The sequence below is a fragment of the Paenibacillus paludis genome (assembly GCF_042610515.1).
Classification (GTDB): domain Bacteria; phylum Bacillota; class Bacilli; order Paenibacillales; family Paenibacillaceae; genus Paenibacillus_AQ.
The window spans coordinates 1-14,887 of sequence record NZ_JBGJZP010000019.1; the positions used below are offsets into that span (position 1 = coordinate 1).

Sequence of the window (14,887 nt, forward strand, 5' to 3'; positions counted from 1 at the left end):
GCTCTTGGCTCTTGGCTCTTGGCTCTTGGCTCTTGGCTCTTGGCTCTTGGCTCTTGGCTCTTGGCTCTTGGCTCTTGGCTCTTGGCTCTTGGCTCTTGGCTTCGCCAAATACAGTAGTGATTAATCACTAACTAAACATTTTCGTGATTTCTGACTGTCACGGACTGGAGAGACGTTATCTTGCTGATCGGAGTCTATTTGACTTCCATTCGGACCCAGGTGCACTTATTGAGTGTGAAAATCAACAAATTGAGTGCGATTGTGAACAATAGCTGCACTGAGGTCCGATCACTGCTGCAAACAGGCAATTTCTCCGAAATAAGAGCTCTGGTGTCCGGTACGCGATAGGGATTAACCATCAGACAACCGGATTGGCTTTAAAGTGATATGGATTAGCGATATAGCGAATCGGCTTTAACGATAGGCTATGAGATCGGCGTTACGGCGATTCGGATTAGCGATAGGCTATGAGATCGGCGTTACGGCGATTCGGATTAGCCATAGGCTATGAGATCGGCGTTACGGCGAATCGGCTTTAGCAATAGGCTATGAGATCGGCGTTACGGCGATTCGGATTAGCCATAGGCTATGAGATCGGCGTTACGGCGATTCGGATTAGCCATAGGCTATGAGATCGGCGTTACGGCGATTCGGATTAGCGATAGGCTATGAGATCGGCGTTACGGCGATTCGGATTAGCGATAGGCTATGAGATCGGCGTTACGGCGATTCGGATTAGCGATAGTATTAGATTGGCGTTACGGCGATTCGGATTAGCAGTAGGCTATCAAATTGGCGTTACGGCGATTCGGGTACTTAACCATATTGCCATACGGCATACCGTTGGAGACTATTGCTTGGCGATTGACTATTTAACCAGTTGATGAGCGGCTCAAGATACCGTTGCTCCTTAGTACTTTAGTTACTAACAGGGCGCTTTTGTTATTGGCTAATCACTAACTAAAAATCATTAATATCTAAGGGACTCCGCCCTTAGATCCTGCTCACTAGCCAAACTCCCCCTAGTACTCGCTGGTGCTTACAGATGCTTTGGCTTTAATTCCGGCATTCCCAGCGCCATTGCGATATTGCAAAGCATGCCGTTGGCCATAAAGGTGCTGACCTCAACCTCCGGATGCTCCATTCCGGCAGCCACAAATTTTCCCATAACCAGACTGGTGACCTCAAGCATTCCCTTCTGCATCGCATGGAGGATCATTTCATCGCGGATGCCCAATGCCTGCACTTGCAGAAGAATCTCATTAGGATGGGTCTCCATCAATTGCTCATATACCCGGATTGTTTCCTCAAGCAGCTGATCTGCAGGAGCCTCAACACTCTTAAAGGTGCGGATAATCCGCTCAAAGGCACGGTCCAGTGCGGCTACAAACAGTTCCTCCTTGTTCTTGAACAGCTTGAAAATATACGGCTGGGAGATACCCACTCTCTCCGCCACCTGTGCAGTGGTCGCCCGGTAATAACCAAGTTCGGCAAAAACCACAACCGCCGCCTCCAAAATCTGCTCCCGCCGGTTAACGGAGGTCGCTTCAGCTGTCTTAGACCGGACCGTACTGGATTGTTTGTTCATGATGGCCATATGCCTCCTTTTCTGATGAAGTAGATAAAGTAATTCACGCCTCAATAGTTGGTTATTGATCAATCACTTTCTTGGTTAGAAGTATATACTCCAATTCTTAAATAATCAAGCCTGTATTTTAAACGCCTAGCCGACTGTTCCACCTTTACAATTCGTGTGGCTGTCATCCTCAGCAGAGATGAAGGACTGGATGGAAATGTCCGTATCACTTGCAGCCAGAGTGCCGTTTAGGAAATAGTCCGCAAGTCTTCTTCGAATTATAGTTACGCTTGGGATTTCCCCTGAGCATTCTGTCCGATACCACGCTTGCGAATGAACGCTGAATCAGCTTATGGTGCCCCCTTCAAAATAAATGTATTTACTGCAACTATCCAGGGGTACAATAGAGCTTTTTTAGAGATAGATGTATTTCTTACAACTAAAATTGGCGAAAGCAACGTTTTGCCCAAATCACGCCTAAATAATTGTACAGAATACAGCTATCTCCTATACTGCTCCAAAATGCTGGTTTTTAGGTGTATGAGATGCAGTTAAAGTAAACGGGAAGCTGAAAGCCCGGTGGAACTATTGCTGGTGGTGAAAAGGGCAAGCTATCTCCGCAGCTGCATGTCCAGGTTCAGCAGGAGTTTCTTCGCGCTGATGCTCCATGATGTCCAAGCCCGCCGCAGCGGCAGAACTGGTATGCCCCGCGCCATCTCGCCTACCTTCCTGAGCACCTTCTCGCGCACCTTTCAGTGCCCCCTCATACGTACCTCCTCGGGTACCTTCTTGCGCGCCCTCCTGCGTACCCTCCTGCATACCTTCTCGCGTACCCTCCAGCGCCACTCCCTGCGCACCTTCTCGCGTACCCTCCAGCGCCACTCCCTGCGCACCTTCTCGCGTACCCTCCAGCGCGCCCTCCTGCACATCTTCCAGCACACCTTTTTGTATACCATCCGCCTCCTCCAGCCACCCTGTATAAGCAGAACTTTGGTAGACCAGGCGCGGACTGAGGTTAAGCTCTTTCAGCTTGTTGTCATTCCAGATTGGCGTAGCCGAGGGTGACATCGGCGGGATCAGCCAATGCCATTTGCCGGATACTTCCCGCCCCCGCTGCTTTTCCTGCTCCTGAAAGCGGACGAACTGATCGGCAGCGGTATGATGATCCACTATGCTTACTCCGGCCAGCTTGTAGGAATGCAATACGGCACGGTTAAGCTCCAGCAGCGCCCTATCCTTCCACAGTGACGTATTGGTCGAACGGTCCAGTCCAAGCAGATCCGCTACAGCCGGCAGCCGGTTATAGCGACCGGTATCACCAAGATTGCGGGAACCAATCTCCGTTTCCATATACCAGCCGTTAAAAGGAGCAGCCGTATACCGGATCCCGCCAATTTCCAGCTGCATGTCCGAAACGATCGGCACCGAATACCAGCGCAGCCCAAGCTCCGGGAAACGTTCGATTTCCGGATGGGTTAGCGGAACCTCCTGCACGATTCCCTCAGGAATAGGGAAAAGGCACGGCTGTTCATCGCCGATACTGATTACGAGCGGCAGCACATCGAAGTCCCCGCCGTTCCCTTGCCAGCCAAGCTTCCCGCAGAGCGAGGTAAAAGCATCGGACGCTGGGTCGCCAGCGCGCGGATCTTCTCCATTCCCGGGATACCCGGCATAACGGATCAGTTGATGATTCCAGATACGGATCACTTTCGCAGGATCTTCACCGCTGCGGAACACGGTCATCACCGGACGGATGCGTCCTCCGTTATTGGCCCGCTCCATGTGGGCCAGCAGCGCTTCGGCTACCTCCTCTGCGGTTTCCTTCCCGCGTGCGTCAATCACCTCGAGCGAATGCCAGAACAGACGCCCGATGCAGCGGCTGTTATGCCGCCACGCCATCCTTGCTCCATGTGTCAGCTCTTCTTCGGTATGCCTATAGGTACCGCTTTGCAGCACTTCTTCACGTATGGCCGACATCCGTTCAAGGATCTCAGGCTCGGATTTCTCCAGCTCCCCGTAGCATAACCGGATGAACGATTCGGCCTGATCTATTAAGTCTTCGCGCAAAACTCCGCAGTCATTATTCCCCATACCGTCCACTCCCTTGCTTGATCCGGTTCTGCCGGATGTTCGTGATATTTTTCTCAAAGCGGGATGAATTTGTATTCCTGTGTCCCTGAAGTTAATAGCATAATCATAGTAACTCCTGCGGGAATAAGCAAGAATCGGACAAGCTGTGGACAAGGAGACTCAGGCGATCCTTTGAATGCTTATATGCGGGAGACCAGCCAGCTCATAAAAATACAAACTGAAAAAGAACCTAATTTTGTATATTATAGTATGGAACCTTCAGTTGGCATTATGTAGATTTCAGGAGAGGGGAGCAAGCTATATGTTAGGAATTAATGTTACACAATCGGATGAAAACCTCGTGATCAAGTGGCAGCTGTCAAAGTTTGAAATACCTCTTTCAGAGATTGTGGAGGTTACACAGGACGATACTTATGGCGGTTCTGAAAAAAATGCCATTCGAATCGGTACTCCTTACGGCACAACGGACAGGGTTGTCATTAAAACACAGTCCAACATTTATATTTTATTCACCTCGGATGCAGCGGCAATTATAAAAAAATAGAGGATCTAGGGAATTCTGAAAGTTAACCGCTTCTGTTAAAATAGGAATCTGGAGTGATACATGTGAGCAAATATGGGATGTACGCTAAATTTACTGCACAACCCGGCAAACGCGATGCTTTGGCAAAAATCTTGCTGGAAAGCGCGGCTGCTGCTGAGACTGTCGAGGAGTGTGAGCTTTACATCATCAATTTCTCGGAGACCGAACCGGATATTCTCTGGGTTACCGAGGTATGGAGCAATCCGGAGGCACATGCGGCCTCGCTCAGCCTGGAAGCTACCAAAGCGGCTATCCAGCGCGCCATGCCGCTGATTGCCGGTGTGGAGTCCACAAAGCTCAAGCCCGTAGGCGGCAAAGGGCTGTCGTTTAATTAAAACGGAGACGAACCTTTAGTGAAGAATATAAAAGGCAATAAGCACAGCCTGCAGCGGCTGCATTTATTGCCTTTTTAGCGTTATCTCGACTCAGCTATTCAAAAAATATCTATAGCCATTGATCTATTCCATTTCAGCCAGCCTGGCGATAATTCTACGCTTGCGGTACAGCATCCGCGCGGCCTCAGCCACATCCTCCAGCGCCTTCCGGTTAAGATATGCGCCAAAAAACATCCCGGCGACGGGAACGGCCTGCAGCATCTTTTTCCAGCCCCAGTTATCGCGGTATACCGTAATAACCTCCTTCCAGCCCTGGATCTTGGAGACGGCAGCATTCGTTCCGGCAGTGATATCGCCGTTGCCTCCGGCCTGCAGATTCAGCTCCTGCAAAATCGTCCGTTTCCCCACAATATCCGAAGACGCGAACTGCATCACCTTCACCGTAAAAATCCGTTCCGCCTTGTCCGTAGGATTATAGCCATAACATAGACCGATTTCCTGAATGACCTTCAGCGACAGGCCCAAGATAGCGGGAATATCGGCAGCAAGCGTGAAGAAACCCCCGAACCCGGTTGTAGCCCCTTGCGCCGTTGCTACATTCCGGCTGTTCTGACTCAGCTTCAGCGCGGCTTCATCCATAACAGCGAGCGGAAACGGTCCCTTCTCGCTTCCCCCGGCAGCACGGCTGGACGACTCCAGGAGCGAGCCCACCTTACGTCCAGCCACCAGATAGTTACCCCCGTTCTGGATATAACTGCCCAGTTCATCCAGCAGCTTGCCCAGCTTCTCGTGTATCACCTTTGGTGTGATTTTGTCCAATAGCTTGAACGGCAAGCGGGTGATCCGGTCCCAAATCATCAGCTTGTTCTGCTCTTTTTCCCATTTCACAATTACGGCAAGCGCGGCCTGCAGCTCCGCAGCCGTTTCAAAGCGCGGCAAGCCTTCAGCAGTTTCCGGCATAGGGTAACCTCCTAAAAGTTTTGTGAGCATTTCTTCACTGAGTTTACTTCGTACAAAACTTGCTTCGAAAGCATACGCTTAGTTTTGTGAGCGTTTCTTCACTGGTTTATGCATTGGGTATAGTTACGCCTTAATTCAAAATTAATCACTTTGGAAGTTCTACGCTCCACGAGAGCTGTCGGTTTCGCATAGGACCGAGCAAGTCTGAGTGTGACAGACCGCCTCTTAACTTTATAACCGAATTTACGGCTATTGATTGCCCTCATCCTACTATTCGTTTCCCGGGTCATGCCAAACAGGCATTTCCGGAGAGTCACCGGAAATGCCTGCAGCTGCACATACTGCCTGGGAAACACCATCATTGAGCTGGGCTCCTAATCCTTAATCCGGCTCTGCTGCTCTTCCAGAGCGGCTAGCCTTTCCTTCTCATCCTTTAGTCTTTCCTCGGTTAGATCAACACCATGGCCGCCCACCGAGCCCTCCGGGGCATGCCGGACTGCATTTTCGGCATGCTCCAGACTATTCTCGGCCTGGGCAAGAGTCTGTTCATTCGGATGGCTTGAAGCCTGCGTTACTGAGTTATGCAGCTTGGTCACAGAATCTTGTGCCTGGTCCACCGTGCTGTTCGTCCGCAAACTGGATTCATAGTGCCTCATAAGTTGAATACTCCCCCTTCTGTCACGCTTTCCGATCCTCTTTAGCATGGATAAGGGGATGTTTTCTTATGCACAATATCTACATCAGGAACATGGCGACAATCGTCGTCGCCGAGAGGCCCAGCAGCACCGGCTTCAGGTTCCGCCGGGCCAGCTCGAACGGGCTGACGCCGCAGATGGCGGCTGCCGGAATGAGTGCCCACGGAATCAGCGTGCCGCCGCCGACCCAGATGGCGGCCACCTGTCCAAGGGCGGTCAAGGTCGCCGCGCCGGAATGGATCGCGGCGGCAAACATCTGGGCAATCGGGCCGACCAGCGAGATGCCGGAAAAGCCGGAGCCGTCAAGGCCGGTGATCGCGCCGATCACCGTTAATGTTACGGCTCCTACCGCGCCATTCAGCGGAACGTGATCTGCAAGGGCGACGCCAAGATCGTTCACGATGCCGTGCGAGCCGCCGGGCAGCGTGTTCCCAAACAGCTCGGTGAAGGCCGAATCACCGAGATAAAAGAAGGCCGCGATGGGGATGACCGGGCCAAATACTTTAAAACCAAAGACAAATCCCTCGATCAGGTAAGAGGTGATTTTCTCCAGCCCCTGGTTATGATGGGCCAGCAAAGTGATCGTAATCAGGATCAACACGGCGGTTCCGCCAACCAGGGCCGTAGCATCTCCACCCTGCAAGTCAAGGATAAACATCGCGACTACATCGAGCAGGAACAGCAGGGGGATGGCGATAGCCAGCCCTTTTTTCAGACCGGGGCTCATCAATACCGGAGCTGTATCCTCCGCTCCTGCTGACAACGGACCTGAAGAACCTTTGACCGACACCAGCCCGTCTCTCCAGGTTCCATTTCTCTGATCTCTGCGCATCATCCAGAACGCGGTGACCGTAGTGACCAGTCCCATCACTATAACAAGCGGCAGGCTCGCCTCCATAACACTGGACACCGGAAGGCCTGCGGCATCTGCGGTCAGTTTTGGTGCCCCCTGAATTATATAATCACCGGATAAGGCAATCCCGTGGCCGAACAGATTCATCGCCATCGCTGCGCCAAGCGCGGGCAGACCCACCCGGACAGCCACCGGGAGCAGTACCGCCCCGACCAGCGCCACCGCAGGTGAAGGCCAGAAGAAGAGCGAGGTAACCATCATAATCAGCCCGATCCCCCAGTAGGCCATAGCCGGCGTGCGCAGGAACCGGGTAAGCGGAGCCACCATCGTTTCATTAATGCCTGTAACCATCAGAATCCGGCTCATGGCCACAATAATGGAGATGATCATAATTGTGCTCATCAGCTCTTTGGTCGCATAGACAAATGAATTGAAGATTCCTGACACCGAACCGCTGAGTGTACTTGTTGCAAGCAGCCCCAGGGCAAAAATCCCGGTCACACAAATCATCGTTGTATCGCGCCGCCTGATCAGCAGCGTCATAATAAACACAATAAAGACCAGATACACCCAGTGAACCGCAGATAACTGAATGCTCATCATCTTTGGCGCCCCCTTTCCTCCTCAAGCAAGATGGTGCTATATGCTATGCGGAGGGTTGGGCTATTGTTCTACTGCCTCTTGTCTGACTTGCTGTTTCTGATCAGCAAACTTAGCTTTAGCAAATCCCTGGAGGACAAAGCTCTGATGGCTGCAGGAAGCGCCGGCTCCCCTGGCTGGGTAACAGGCTGCTTCCCGCAACCCTCCGGCATGACCAATTCGGTTTCATTCCGCGCTACTGCAGCAATATGTGCCTGCTCCGCTTTTTCCTTCAGCTTATCTGCCTCGATTCGTCTGCCTTTCTCCACTTCCCCGGGAGAAGCTACTGATGCAGACCAAACCGTATATGTACCATCTTTGTGTATAATCAGACTGTGCCCTGTCACCGTGACCCCATGCAGCTCTTCCATCTGGGCCAGACTCTTCAAATCTTCATGGATATAGCTATCAATATAACCGTAAACCTTCTTCTTTATGGAAGGGTCCTTGCTCATTAGATGCAGAATGTTCGGTGCCACCACCACTTCCTGCAGGCTGCCGCTTGTACCTCGCTTGGTAATGTCCTTATCATCTGCCGGGATGGTTTCGATACTGACTGTAAAGTCGTAAATATCCCTAATCTTCTGCGCCTGTTCCTCAGTCATAGCCGTAACTGAAGCCAAGGTTTCAGAGAAGCCAAGGGAGGGCGCTGCTGCGGTATCCCTGATCTTGGACTGCGGCGGTCTTTTTATTGAGCTTCGCTGAACTCTGGATATTGAAATGTTCATTCAGCATTCCTCCTTCCTGCATAAACAATGCACTATACCCTATTTATCGGCGCATAAGAAAGAGTTATTAAACCGTGCAAGCTCCACGCAAAATCTAAAAGAATCCCCAACAGTCCAGTCGTAACTGCGCTGAATCCGCAAAAAAAACCATCCCGGCGGTTAGCCGAAATGGTTCATTCAGAAAAATATTGGGGAAACTCATTTCCCCAAGGCGCTGCTGGCAGCATCTTCACCGCCAAGACGGCCGGAAGTGAATGAATAGCCGATGCCGACACCGTTACCCACATAGGTATCGTTGAACAACACGCCTTCCGACTCCAGTCCGACAGCGTACAGACCTTTAACAGGCACACGTTTGTCGTTCAACACCTGGAACTGGGTATTGACGAGCAATCCGCCGACAGAGCCCAAGTTGTTGATCTCGGCAATAATCGCATAGTACGGACCGCTTTCTCCCATAGGAAGCAGATAGTCCTTCGCTTTGCCGAATTCAGTATCCACGCCTGTCTTGGTCGCTTCCTGGTATTTGCTGAAGGCCTCTGCGAATACAGCCGCGTCCATTCCGGCATTTTTAGCCAACTCTTCAATGGTGCTGCCTTTATAGCCATCTCCATTCTCTACCATGGAGTCAAAGACTTTGTCCGCATCCTTCCAAGGGTTCTCCAGCGTGAACTGCTTCGCAAATGTTGCATAGAATTCCGGCGGCATTCCCGGCAGACTAGGTGCTTGTACACCGTTCATCCCTTTAGCCTTCAAAGCGTCGATCTGTGACTTGGAGACAATCACATAATGATAGGCACCGTTAAATGCACTAGTATTAGCAGCTGCTACTGCAGTAAGCGTAGCCGCTTCGTCTCTGAATCTCGCCCCGGACGAACCTACATTCATGAAGTTCGGCAGGTAGGAGAGCATCAGCGGGTAGCTGGCCTCAAACGGCTCATATTGTGTCTTCAGCTTCTCTGTTGCTCTGGCCAGCGTCTGGTGCAGCATTTGTCCGCCGAAGTTATCAGGAACCTTGGCCCCGGCAGCCCAGGACATTTTCAGGCCTTCGCCGATATTCTGGCCAAGTCCGCCGTTTACGCCCTCAAACCCGAAGGCTTCCTTAACCATTTCCTTGTTGGCGGCATAACCGCCGGTGGCCATCACGATGCTTTTTCCGGTAATCTCCAGCGTTGTACCGTCTGCCTTCTCGGCTACTACACCGGTCACTTCTCCATTACTGCCTGTAATCAGCTTCTTGACCGTAGTTTCTGTGATGACCTGTCCGCCTTTTTTCTCCACCGATTCTGCCAGCATGGCCCGGAGCAGGTCCTGGCGGGTCTCGTAGGCCGGAAGCATATGCAGCTGTTCACCTGCGAAATTGATAAAGGTGGTTTTGTAGCCTTTTTGATTCAGCCAATCATAGGTATCCCCGGACTTCGTCACATACTGGCGGATGGCCGCCGCGTCCACACGCCAATGGTTATTGACGATCCAGTCGGAAATTTCTTTCTCCACACTGATCTTAAGCCCGCTGCTGACGGCAGCAGAGGAATTGTAGAATTTACCCGCCCAGGATAAATTGCTCGCTCCCCCGATCGTTGCCGTCTTCTCGATAATAATGACCTTTGCGCCTTTATCCGCTGCGGATACCGCCGCAGACACGCCAGAGGCTCCCGCACCCACAACGACAACATCGGCGGCCAGCTGTTCTGTCTTGCCTTCGCCGGCTTTGGCCACAGTTCTGGATTTGAAGGCTTCCACATTGCCGCCTGCCTGCTTCAGTGCATCTTCAACAGCGGTCAGGATCGCTGTGCTGGATTCGGAAGCTCCGCTCACTGCATCGATGGCCAAGGTTTGGCCGGCTATGATTTCTTCCTTCACTTTATTGATAGCTTCAACGCCGATGCCTGCCGTCTCATTCTGGCTTACGACTTGAATGTCCGTAATCTTCTGGGCTGCGTCCAGTGTAACTTCCACCTGAACCTTGCCGTCTTTGCCATCAGCTTCTGCCTTGTACGTTCCCGCTTTGAAAGAAGCCGGGATTTCACCCGAATCGGCTGTTGGCTGCGTCGCTTCAGGCGATGCAGACGGCTGCTCCGAAGCGGCCGGTTCACTCGAATTGCCGCTGCAGCCTCCGATGATCGACAGGATCATAACCAGGCACAGCGATAACATGAACATTTTGGTGATGGATAACTTGCGCATTGCTTATTTGCCCCCAGTATAGTTTAGTGGCCGTCCTTATTTCTCTCTTCTCGGACCGCCCATGCGTATGTCCAGAGTGTAAACCTTGGTGCAGCACCAAGGTCAATGAATTATATGTGAAACTTTTCTCAAAGTGGGGGATAGAACGGGCAACCCTCTGCTTTTTGACGCAGCAGTCAGGTTGTCATCCAATAGGCAGGTTTAGATAGGGATATTAATCTCCAGATAGGTTTTGTTAGTTCCGCTCCTTCGTTCCGTGAACAGAATTTTTCCGATAATATCACCCGTGATGGCATAGCGGTGCTCTTCGGCATAATCCAGCATGAATTGAAAAGCACTCCGCTCGATGTACTCTTCACAAGAGGTAGCAATCACCGAAGATATGCAGGTCGCCGGCTGAAGATATTCAACACTTTCATTCAGGCCCACCTCAAGCTTCTCCTGATCCTCCTCCAGCAAAGCCAAACCCCAGCTATAATCCAGCTCCACGCTCCCGTAGATACTTTCCGTATTTTCAATCCGGAAGGAATAGAACGTAAAGGGCAACAGCTCCATCCAGGCTTGGACCGTTCTTTTCAGGCAATCCTTCTGCAGCAAATGATTTTTGTTCGTCTGTTGGATTCTGTATATTCCCGGCAGCTGCTTGATCCGGCACTTATAGAAAGAATGGCTGATCACCTTCAGCTCCTTATGGATCTCATTGATCTTGTTCAGCAGCATCGTGCTGCGCCTGATTTCCGCTTCCAATTGCAGCTGCGCGGCGGCGATCGACTCCACTACCTGCTCCGAAGGCGCATCATTAATCAGCTCGGCGACATCCTGAAGCGGAATCTGCATACTGCGGTACCACCGGCTGGACAACAGATTCCGGGCATCCAAATCATCAAAATAACGGTAGTTGTTATGATGATCCTTCATTGGTCTGACAATATCATGCTTCTCATACAGCCGCAGCGTATCAGCCGTTATCCCCAGAATGGATGCGAACTCCCCGATTGAATATTTCATGAAATCCCCCCAGTTTTGTCGAAATTTATATTTTATATCCTTAATGATAAGGGGTTTTGACGGGAGCCTTTGTGGGTTATATCACATCGCCATATTTCTCACACGCAGAGCGGAACATCGGACTTTTCCAGTCGCCGCCGCCAATAGCATCGTTTATACTAGAATCTACTAGAGAACGCAATCAGCGGAGGAGATTTCATGCCTATGAATCTAACAGAAAAGGTGGCAGCCCTCCCTTTATCGCCCGGAGTCTATCTGATGAAGGACAGCCTCGGCCATATCATCTATGTCGGCAAAGCCAAGCAGTTGAGGAAAAGGGTGCAGTCCTACTTCTACAATTCCAAGGGGCATTCGCCCAAGGTAAACCGGCTGGTCAGCAACATCAGGGATCTTGAATATAGGGTGACCGATACGGAATTTGAAGCCTTTATGCTGGAGTGCCAGCTCATTAAGGAAATTAAGCCGATGTACAATAAAAAAATGAAAAATCCGCTCGCCTACACCTATATCACCATTCGCAATGATACCGCCTACCGGCAGCTCGAAGTGGGCTATGATCCAGGACAGGCTGAGAACAGCCTATCCTTTGGTCCCTTTACCAGCAGAAGCACGGTGGAACGGGCGGTGCAAGGCATTAAGGAATGTCAGAAGATCCTCTGCAGCAGTCCGCATGCCCAACGGACGCTCTGTCTCAACCATTCTCTGGGCCTATGCATCGGGATGTGTGGAGGCGGAGAAGCGCTGGAGAAATACAATGGCATTATCGACCGGATCATCGCCCTGCTGAATGGAGAGGACACGGGTATCCTTGAGGATCTGGAGCGGCGAATGGATGAGGCGGCGGAGAGATATGATTTCGAAGCGGCGGCCAAATATCGCGACTATGTCGGAGCTGTCCAGTCCCTGCTGCAGAAGGAGAAGGTTACCCGCTTCACGTCAGAGAACCAGAACATCGTCGTCCTGGAACCGGTGAACGAACAACTTCTAAAGCTTATTCTGATTAAAGGCAGCCGCATTCTCTTCCGGGCCAAGCTGGAAACCGGACATCCGGATATGGCGCAGCTGCAGGCCGGCATCCAATCCGCTATTGCTGAGACCTTCACCCAATTGACACCGGAACCGCCGGAAGCGGTCAACCGCCATAAAATTGACGAAGCTCAAATCATCTACAGCTATTTAAAAAGCAATTCCGGCAGCTATATCCTTGTTCCCCAGGAGCTGCTTCATCCAGAGCATCAATCGTCTCTTCGCGGGGCAGTGCGTGAACTGCTGGAGAATTATTTCGGGCTGTAACAAAAACGGCTGAATGTAATCGTTGGAGTGCATATCGAGATTCGTACGATTTCTGCTATATTTTATAGAATAGTAAATTCTAGGAGGAAAATAATTGAATCTCAAAAGAACTTATACCTTATTAACAGCAGCTCTTCTACTTCTTGTACTGGCAGGATGCAGCAGCGGCAATGCCGAGGCCGTTAACATGGAGCCGGATACTTTCTCCAAGCAGGATATGGCCATCTACAAGGCGGTTAACAGCAAGGAACGCGTCAGCTACGGCATGAGCCGCAAGAATGCGGAGAAGGTGCTGGGGACCGGAAATAAAGGGATTCCGAATTCGTATACATATGAACCTGGAGTGAGCGTGATCTACAGGGATGATAAGGTCGTATCCATAGCGCTGCGGAAAGAATCTCAAGGGGTATATAGAACTGCCCGGGGAGCTGAAGCCGGCATGAGCCATGCGGGTATTAAAGAGTTATATGGAGAGAAATACGCGATAGAGAATGCTGAGAATTATATGGATTATTACTACGATACAGAAACACGTCAACTTGTGAAAAGTTCTGTACAGGAGTTGAATTCGCTCACGGGGGAAGCGCTCAGAGGCATACATATGGTTTCAACAGTCTATGATGAGGAAGGAAAGGCCACGATAATCATACTGATGGATATGCAGGCAGCCACTACTATGAAATAGTTCCTTGAGAAGGAATACACAGATACAGAAACTAACAATTATTATAATAACTTCCGATTAAATAATGTATTACATTATTTAGGAGGTTGGTATGAGCGATTTTTTCCAGGATTTTAAGCTGTTCGAGAGCAATGCGGAAGAATTTCATATTTTGACACCGGAGTACATCTATTCAGAGATTGGAAAAGAGAATGAAGCACTTGTCGTCCAAGCACTTGCGAGAGGAGAGGATTTTCCGGCAGAAGTCCGTCATGGAAAAATATTTTCAATCGGGGATATTGAATCCGTATCCTCGAACAAAAAGGGAATGTTTACGAATATTGTAACTAGATCTAGTTTCGGAAAAACAGAGACTGACTTTATCGTAATTACGGATCCCGACATTCGCGAAGATTTCATCAGGTTATTACACATACATATGGGTAGTGAATATAAATTTAATAAAAAGCAGCTAACAAGCGTCACAGCTTCCTTAAAGCCCTTATTTTATGTGCTAATAATTCTGGGGGTAGGGGCTGTTATGACTCAACTTTCAATCAATGCTCAAACTGAACCTATTGAGGAAGGTCGCATTTTGAAAGCTAGGGTTCGTGTTCTTTATTATTTACTGGGCCTGATTAACCCCGTCTGGGTAATGGTTTTTACCGGGATTGCCTTGTTCATTGCACTTGTAATCGTCATTCGCAGAATTGCAAATCCGCCACATATTATCCAAATCAAGCCTGCTAAAAGAAGGGTAGCTTATTTAGCCAGATTTCGATGAACTGTTGAGTTAACTAACTATGCAGGTATGCGGCATGGCATTGCTGCCCTGTATTCAAAAAAGAGTCTGCCCTCCGGTTATGACCGCTCCTACTGGGGCGGTTTTCTTGTGGCCGGATATCAAAAAAAGCCGTCCCGAAGAACCGCTTTATCATGAGCTATGTCAGGAGAAGCAAGCGAAGCCTCTCTTATCGGTGAACCTTCTTCTAATGGGCCCTGCCCTTGCTCAGCGTACTGACCGCTTTGCCAATAGGCCGCTGGCTCCCGGTCAAGCACCTCCGTGCCTCCATTTTGATCCCTTTACCAGCAGAAACACGTTGGAACGGGCGGTGCAAGGCATCAAGGACTGCCAGAAGATCCTCTGCAGCAGTCCGCATGCCAAACGGACGCTCTGTCTCGACCATTCTCTGGACCTATGCATCGGGTTGTCTACTCTTTAAAGATAGATGGCTCCTTAACATACCACTCCGTCAAACCACAGGTTGAACAGAC

General features: G+C 50.5%; 14 protein-coding genes and 1 pseudogene. 7 read left to right on the forward strand and 8 right to left on the reverse strand.

The window, feature by feature from the left end; all coding sequences use genetic code 11:
• The first annotated feature begins 668 nt into the window (after positions 1-668).
• Entirely contained in the window at positions 669-884 is a 216-nt protein-coding gene (locus tag ACAN56_RS27050; protein ID WP_156130974.1) for a hypothetical protein, read from the forward strand.
• A gap of 155 nt (positions 885-1,039) precedes the next feature.
• Here ACAN56_RS27050 and ACAN56_RS27055 read toward each other — a convergent pair whose 3' ends face one another.
• Together ACAN56_RS27055 and ACAN56_RS27060 are read right to left on the reverse strand one after the other, a co-directional pair.
• On the reverse strand, positions 1,040-1,588 hold the full coding sequence (locus ACAN56_RS27055; protein WP_038601120.1) for a TetR/AcrR family transcriptional regulator: 549 nt from the start codon (positions 1,586-1,588) through the stop codon (positions 1,040-1,042).
• A gap of 966 nt (positions 1,589-2,554) precedes the next feature.
• Positions 2,555-3,667: pseudogene (locus ACAN56_RS27060) on the reverse strand (nitric oxide synthase oxygenase); the annotation flags it as partial.
• A gap of 301 nt (positions 3,668-3,968) precedes the next feature.
• On the opposite strand from ACAN56_RS27060, the gene ACAN56_RS27065 reads away from it, so the two are divergent.
• Both ACAN56_RS27065 and ACAN56_RS27070 read left to right on the forward strand, forming a co-directional pair.
• A complete protein-coding gene (locus tag ACAN56_RS27065; protein ID WP_379146689.1) occupies positions 3,969-4,211 on the forward strand; it encodes a SunI/YnzG family protein in 243 nt (80 codons plus the stop codon).
• A gap of 62 nt (positions 4,212-4,273) precedes the next feature.
• Positions 4,274-4,585, forward strand: a complete 312-nt coding sequence (locus ACAN56_RS27070) for a putative quinol monooxygenase (protein ID WP_038597884.1) — start codon at positions 4,274-4,276, stop codon at positions 4,583-4,585.
• A gap of 123 nt (positions 4,586-4,708) precedes the next feature.
• Here the strand turns inward: ACAN56_RS27070 and ACAN56_RS27075 are convergent, their stop codons facing one another.
• The 6 genes from ACAN56_RS27075 to ACAN56_RS27100 form a co-directional block, all read right to left on the reverse strand.
• On the reverse strand, positions 4,709-5,545 hold the full coding sequence (locus ACAN56_RS27075) for an EcsC family protein (RefSeq protein ID WP_379146691.1): 837 nt from the start codon (positions 5,543-5,545) through the stop codon (positions 4,709-4,711).
• Positions 5,546-5,919: 374 nt separating this feature from the next.
• Positions 5,920-6,201: a hypothetical protein gene (locus ACAN56_RS27080; protein WP_379146693.1), complete on the reverse strand. Its 282-nt coding sequence runs from the start codon at positions 6,199-6,201 to the stop codon at positions 5,920-5,922.
• 79 nt (positions 6,202-6,280) lie between these two features.
• On the reverse strand, positions 6,281-7,693 hold the full coding sequence (locus ACAN56_RS27085; RefSeq protein WP_038601125.1) for a hypothetical protein: 1,413 nt from the start codon (positions 7,691-7,693) through the stop codon (positions 6,281-6,283).
• 71 nt (positions 7,694-7,764) lie between these two features.
• Positions 7,765-8,460 carry a DUF6033 family protein gene (locus ACAN56_RS27090; RefSeq protein WP_379146694.1) on the reverse strand — a complete coding sequence of 232 codons (696 nt, stop codon included), beginning with the start codon at positions 8,458-8,460 and terminating at the stop codon, positions 7,765-7,767.
• Positions 8,461-8,658: 198 nt separating this feature from the next.
• A complete protein-coding gene (locus ACAN56_RS27095; protein WP_379146695.1) occupies positions 8,659-10,647 on the reverse strand; it encodes an FAD-binding protein in 1,989 nt (662 codons plus the stop codon).
• A gap of 201 nt (positions 10,648-10,848) precedes the next feature.
• Entirely contained in the window at positions 10,849-11,655 is an 807-nt protein-coding gene (locus tag ACAN56_RS27100; RefSeq protein WP_379146698.1) for a MerR family transcriptional regulator, read from the reverse strand.
• Positions 11,656-11,859: 204 nt separating this feature from the next.
• On the opposite strand from ACAN56_RS27100, the gene ACAN56_RS27105 reads away from it, so the two are divergent.
• From ACAN56_RS27105 to ACAN56_RS27120, 4 genes are all read left to right on the forward strand, one after another.
• Positions 11,860-12,948 carry a UvrB/UvrC motif-containing protein gene (locus ACAN56_RS27105; RefSeq protein WP_038597896.1) on the forward strand — a complete coding sequence of 363 codons (1,089 nt, stop codon included), beginning with the start codon at positions 11,860-11,862 and terminating at the stop codon, positions 12,946-12,948.
• Between the two features lie 94 nt (positions 12,949-13,042).
• Positions 13,043-13,633, forward strand: a complete 591-nt coding sequence (locus tag ACAN56_RS27110; RefSeq protein WP_379146701.1) for a hypothetical protein — start codon at positions 13,043-13,045, stop codon at positions 13,631-13,633.
• Between the two features lie 91 nt (positions 13,634-13,724).
• Positions 13,725-14,396 (forward strand): hypothetical protein, encoded by a 672-nt coding sequence (locus tag ACAN56_RS27115; RefSeq protein WP_038597900.1) that lies wholly within the window; start codon positions 13,725-13,727, stop codon positions 14,394-14,396.
• A gap of 34 nt (positions 14,397-14,430) precedes the next feature.
• Positions 14,431-14,835, forward strand: a complete 405-nt coding sequence (locus ACAN56_RS27120) for a hypothetical protein (RefSeq protein ID WP_379146703.1) — start codon at positions 14,431-14,433, stop codon at positions 14,833-14,835.
• Positions 14,836-14,887: the final 52 nt, after the last annotated feature.

What these genes read in the sequence shown, in the direction of transcription:
- ACAN56_RS27050 (WP_156130974.1), top strand. Translation starts at nt 669, where the DNA reads ATGAGATCGGCGTTACGGCGATTCGGATTAGCGATAGGCTATGAGATC.
- ACAN56_RS27055 (WP_038601120.1), bottom strand. Translation starts at nt 1,588, where the DNA reads ATGAACAAACAATCCAGTACGGTCCGGTCTAAGACAGCTGAAGCGACC.
- ACAN56_RS27065 (WP_379146689.1), top strand. Translation starts at nt 3,969, where the DNA reads ATGTTAGGAATTAATGTTACACAATCGGATGAAAACCTCGTGATCAAG.
- ACAN56_RS27075 (WP_379146691.1), bottom strand. Translation starts at nt 5,545, where the DNA reads ATGCCGGAAACTGCTGAAGGCTTGCCGCGCTTTGAAACGGCTGCGGAG.
- ACAN56_RS27080 (WP_379146693.1), bottom strand. Translation starts at nt 6,201, where the DNA reads ATGAGGCACTATGAATCCAGTTTGCGGACGAACAGCACGGTGGACCAG.
- ACAN56_RS27085 (WP_038601125.1), bottom strand. Translation starts at nt 7,693, where the DNA reads ATGAGCATTCAGTTATCTGCGGTTCACTGGGTGTATCTGGTCTTTATT.
- ACAN56_RS27090 (WP_379146694.1), bottom strand. Translation starts at nt 8,460, where the DNA reads ATGAACATTTCAATATCCAGAGTTCAGCGAAGCTCAATAAAAAGACCG.
- ACAN56_RS27095 (WP_379146695.1), bottom strand. Translation starts at nt 10,647, where the DNA reads ATGCGCAAGTTATCCATCACCAAAATGTTCATGTTATCGCTGTGCCTG.
- ACAN56_RS27100 (WP_379146698.1), bottom strand. Translation starts at nt 11,655, where the DNA reads ATGAAATATTCAATCGGGGAGTTCGCATCCATTCTGGGGATAACGGCT.
- ACAN56_RS27105 (WP_038597896.1), top strand. Translation starts at nt 11,860, where the DNA reads ATGAATCTAACAGAAAAGGTGGCAGCCCTCCCTTTATCGCCCGGAGTC.
- ACAN56_RS27115 (WP_038597900.1), top strand. Translation starts at nt 13,725, where the DNA reads ATGAGCGATTTTTTCCAGGATTTTAAGCTGTTCGAGAGCAATGCGGAA.
- ACAN56_RS27120 (WP_379146703.1), top strand. Translation starts at nt 14,431, where the DNA reads ATGGCATTGCTGCCCTGTATTCAAAAAAGAGTCTGCCCTCCGGTTATG.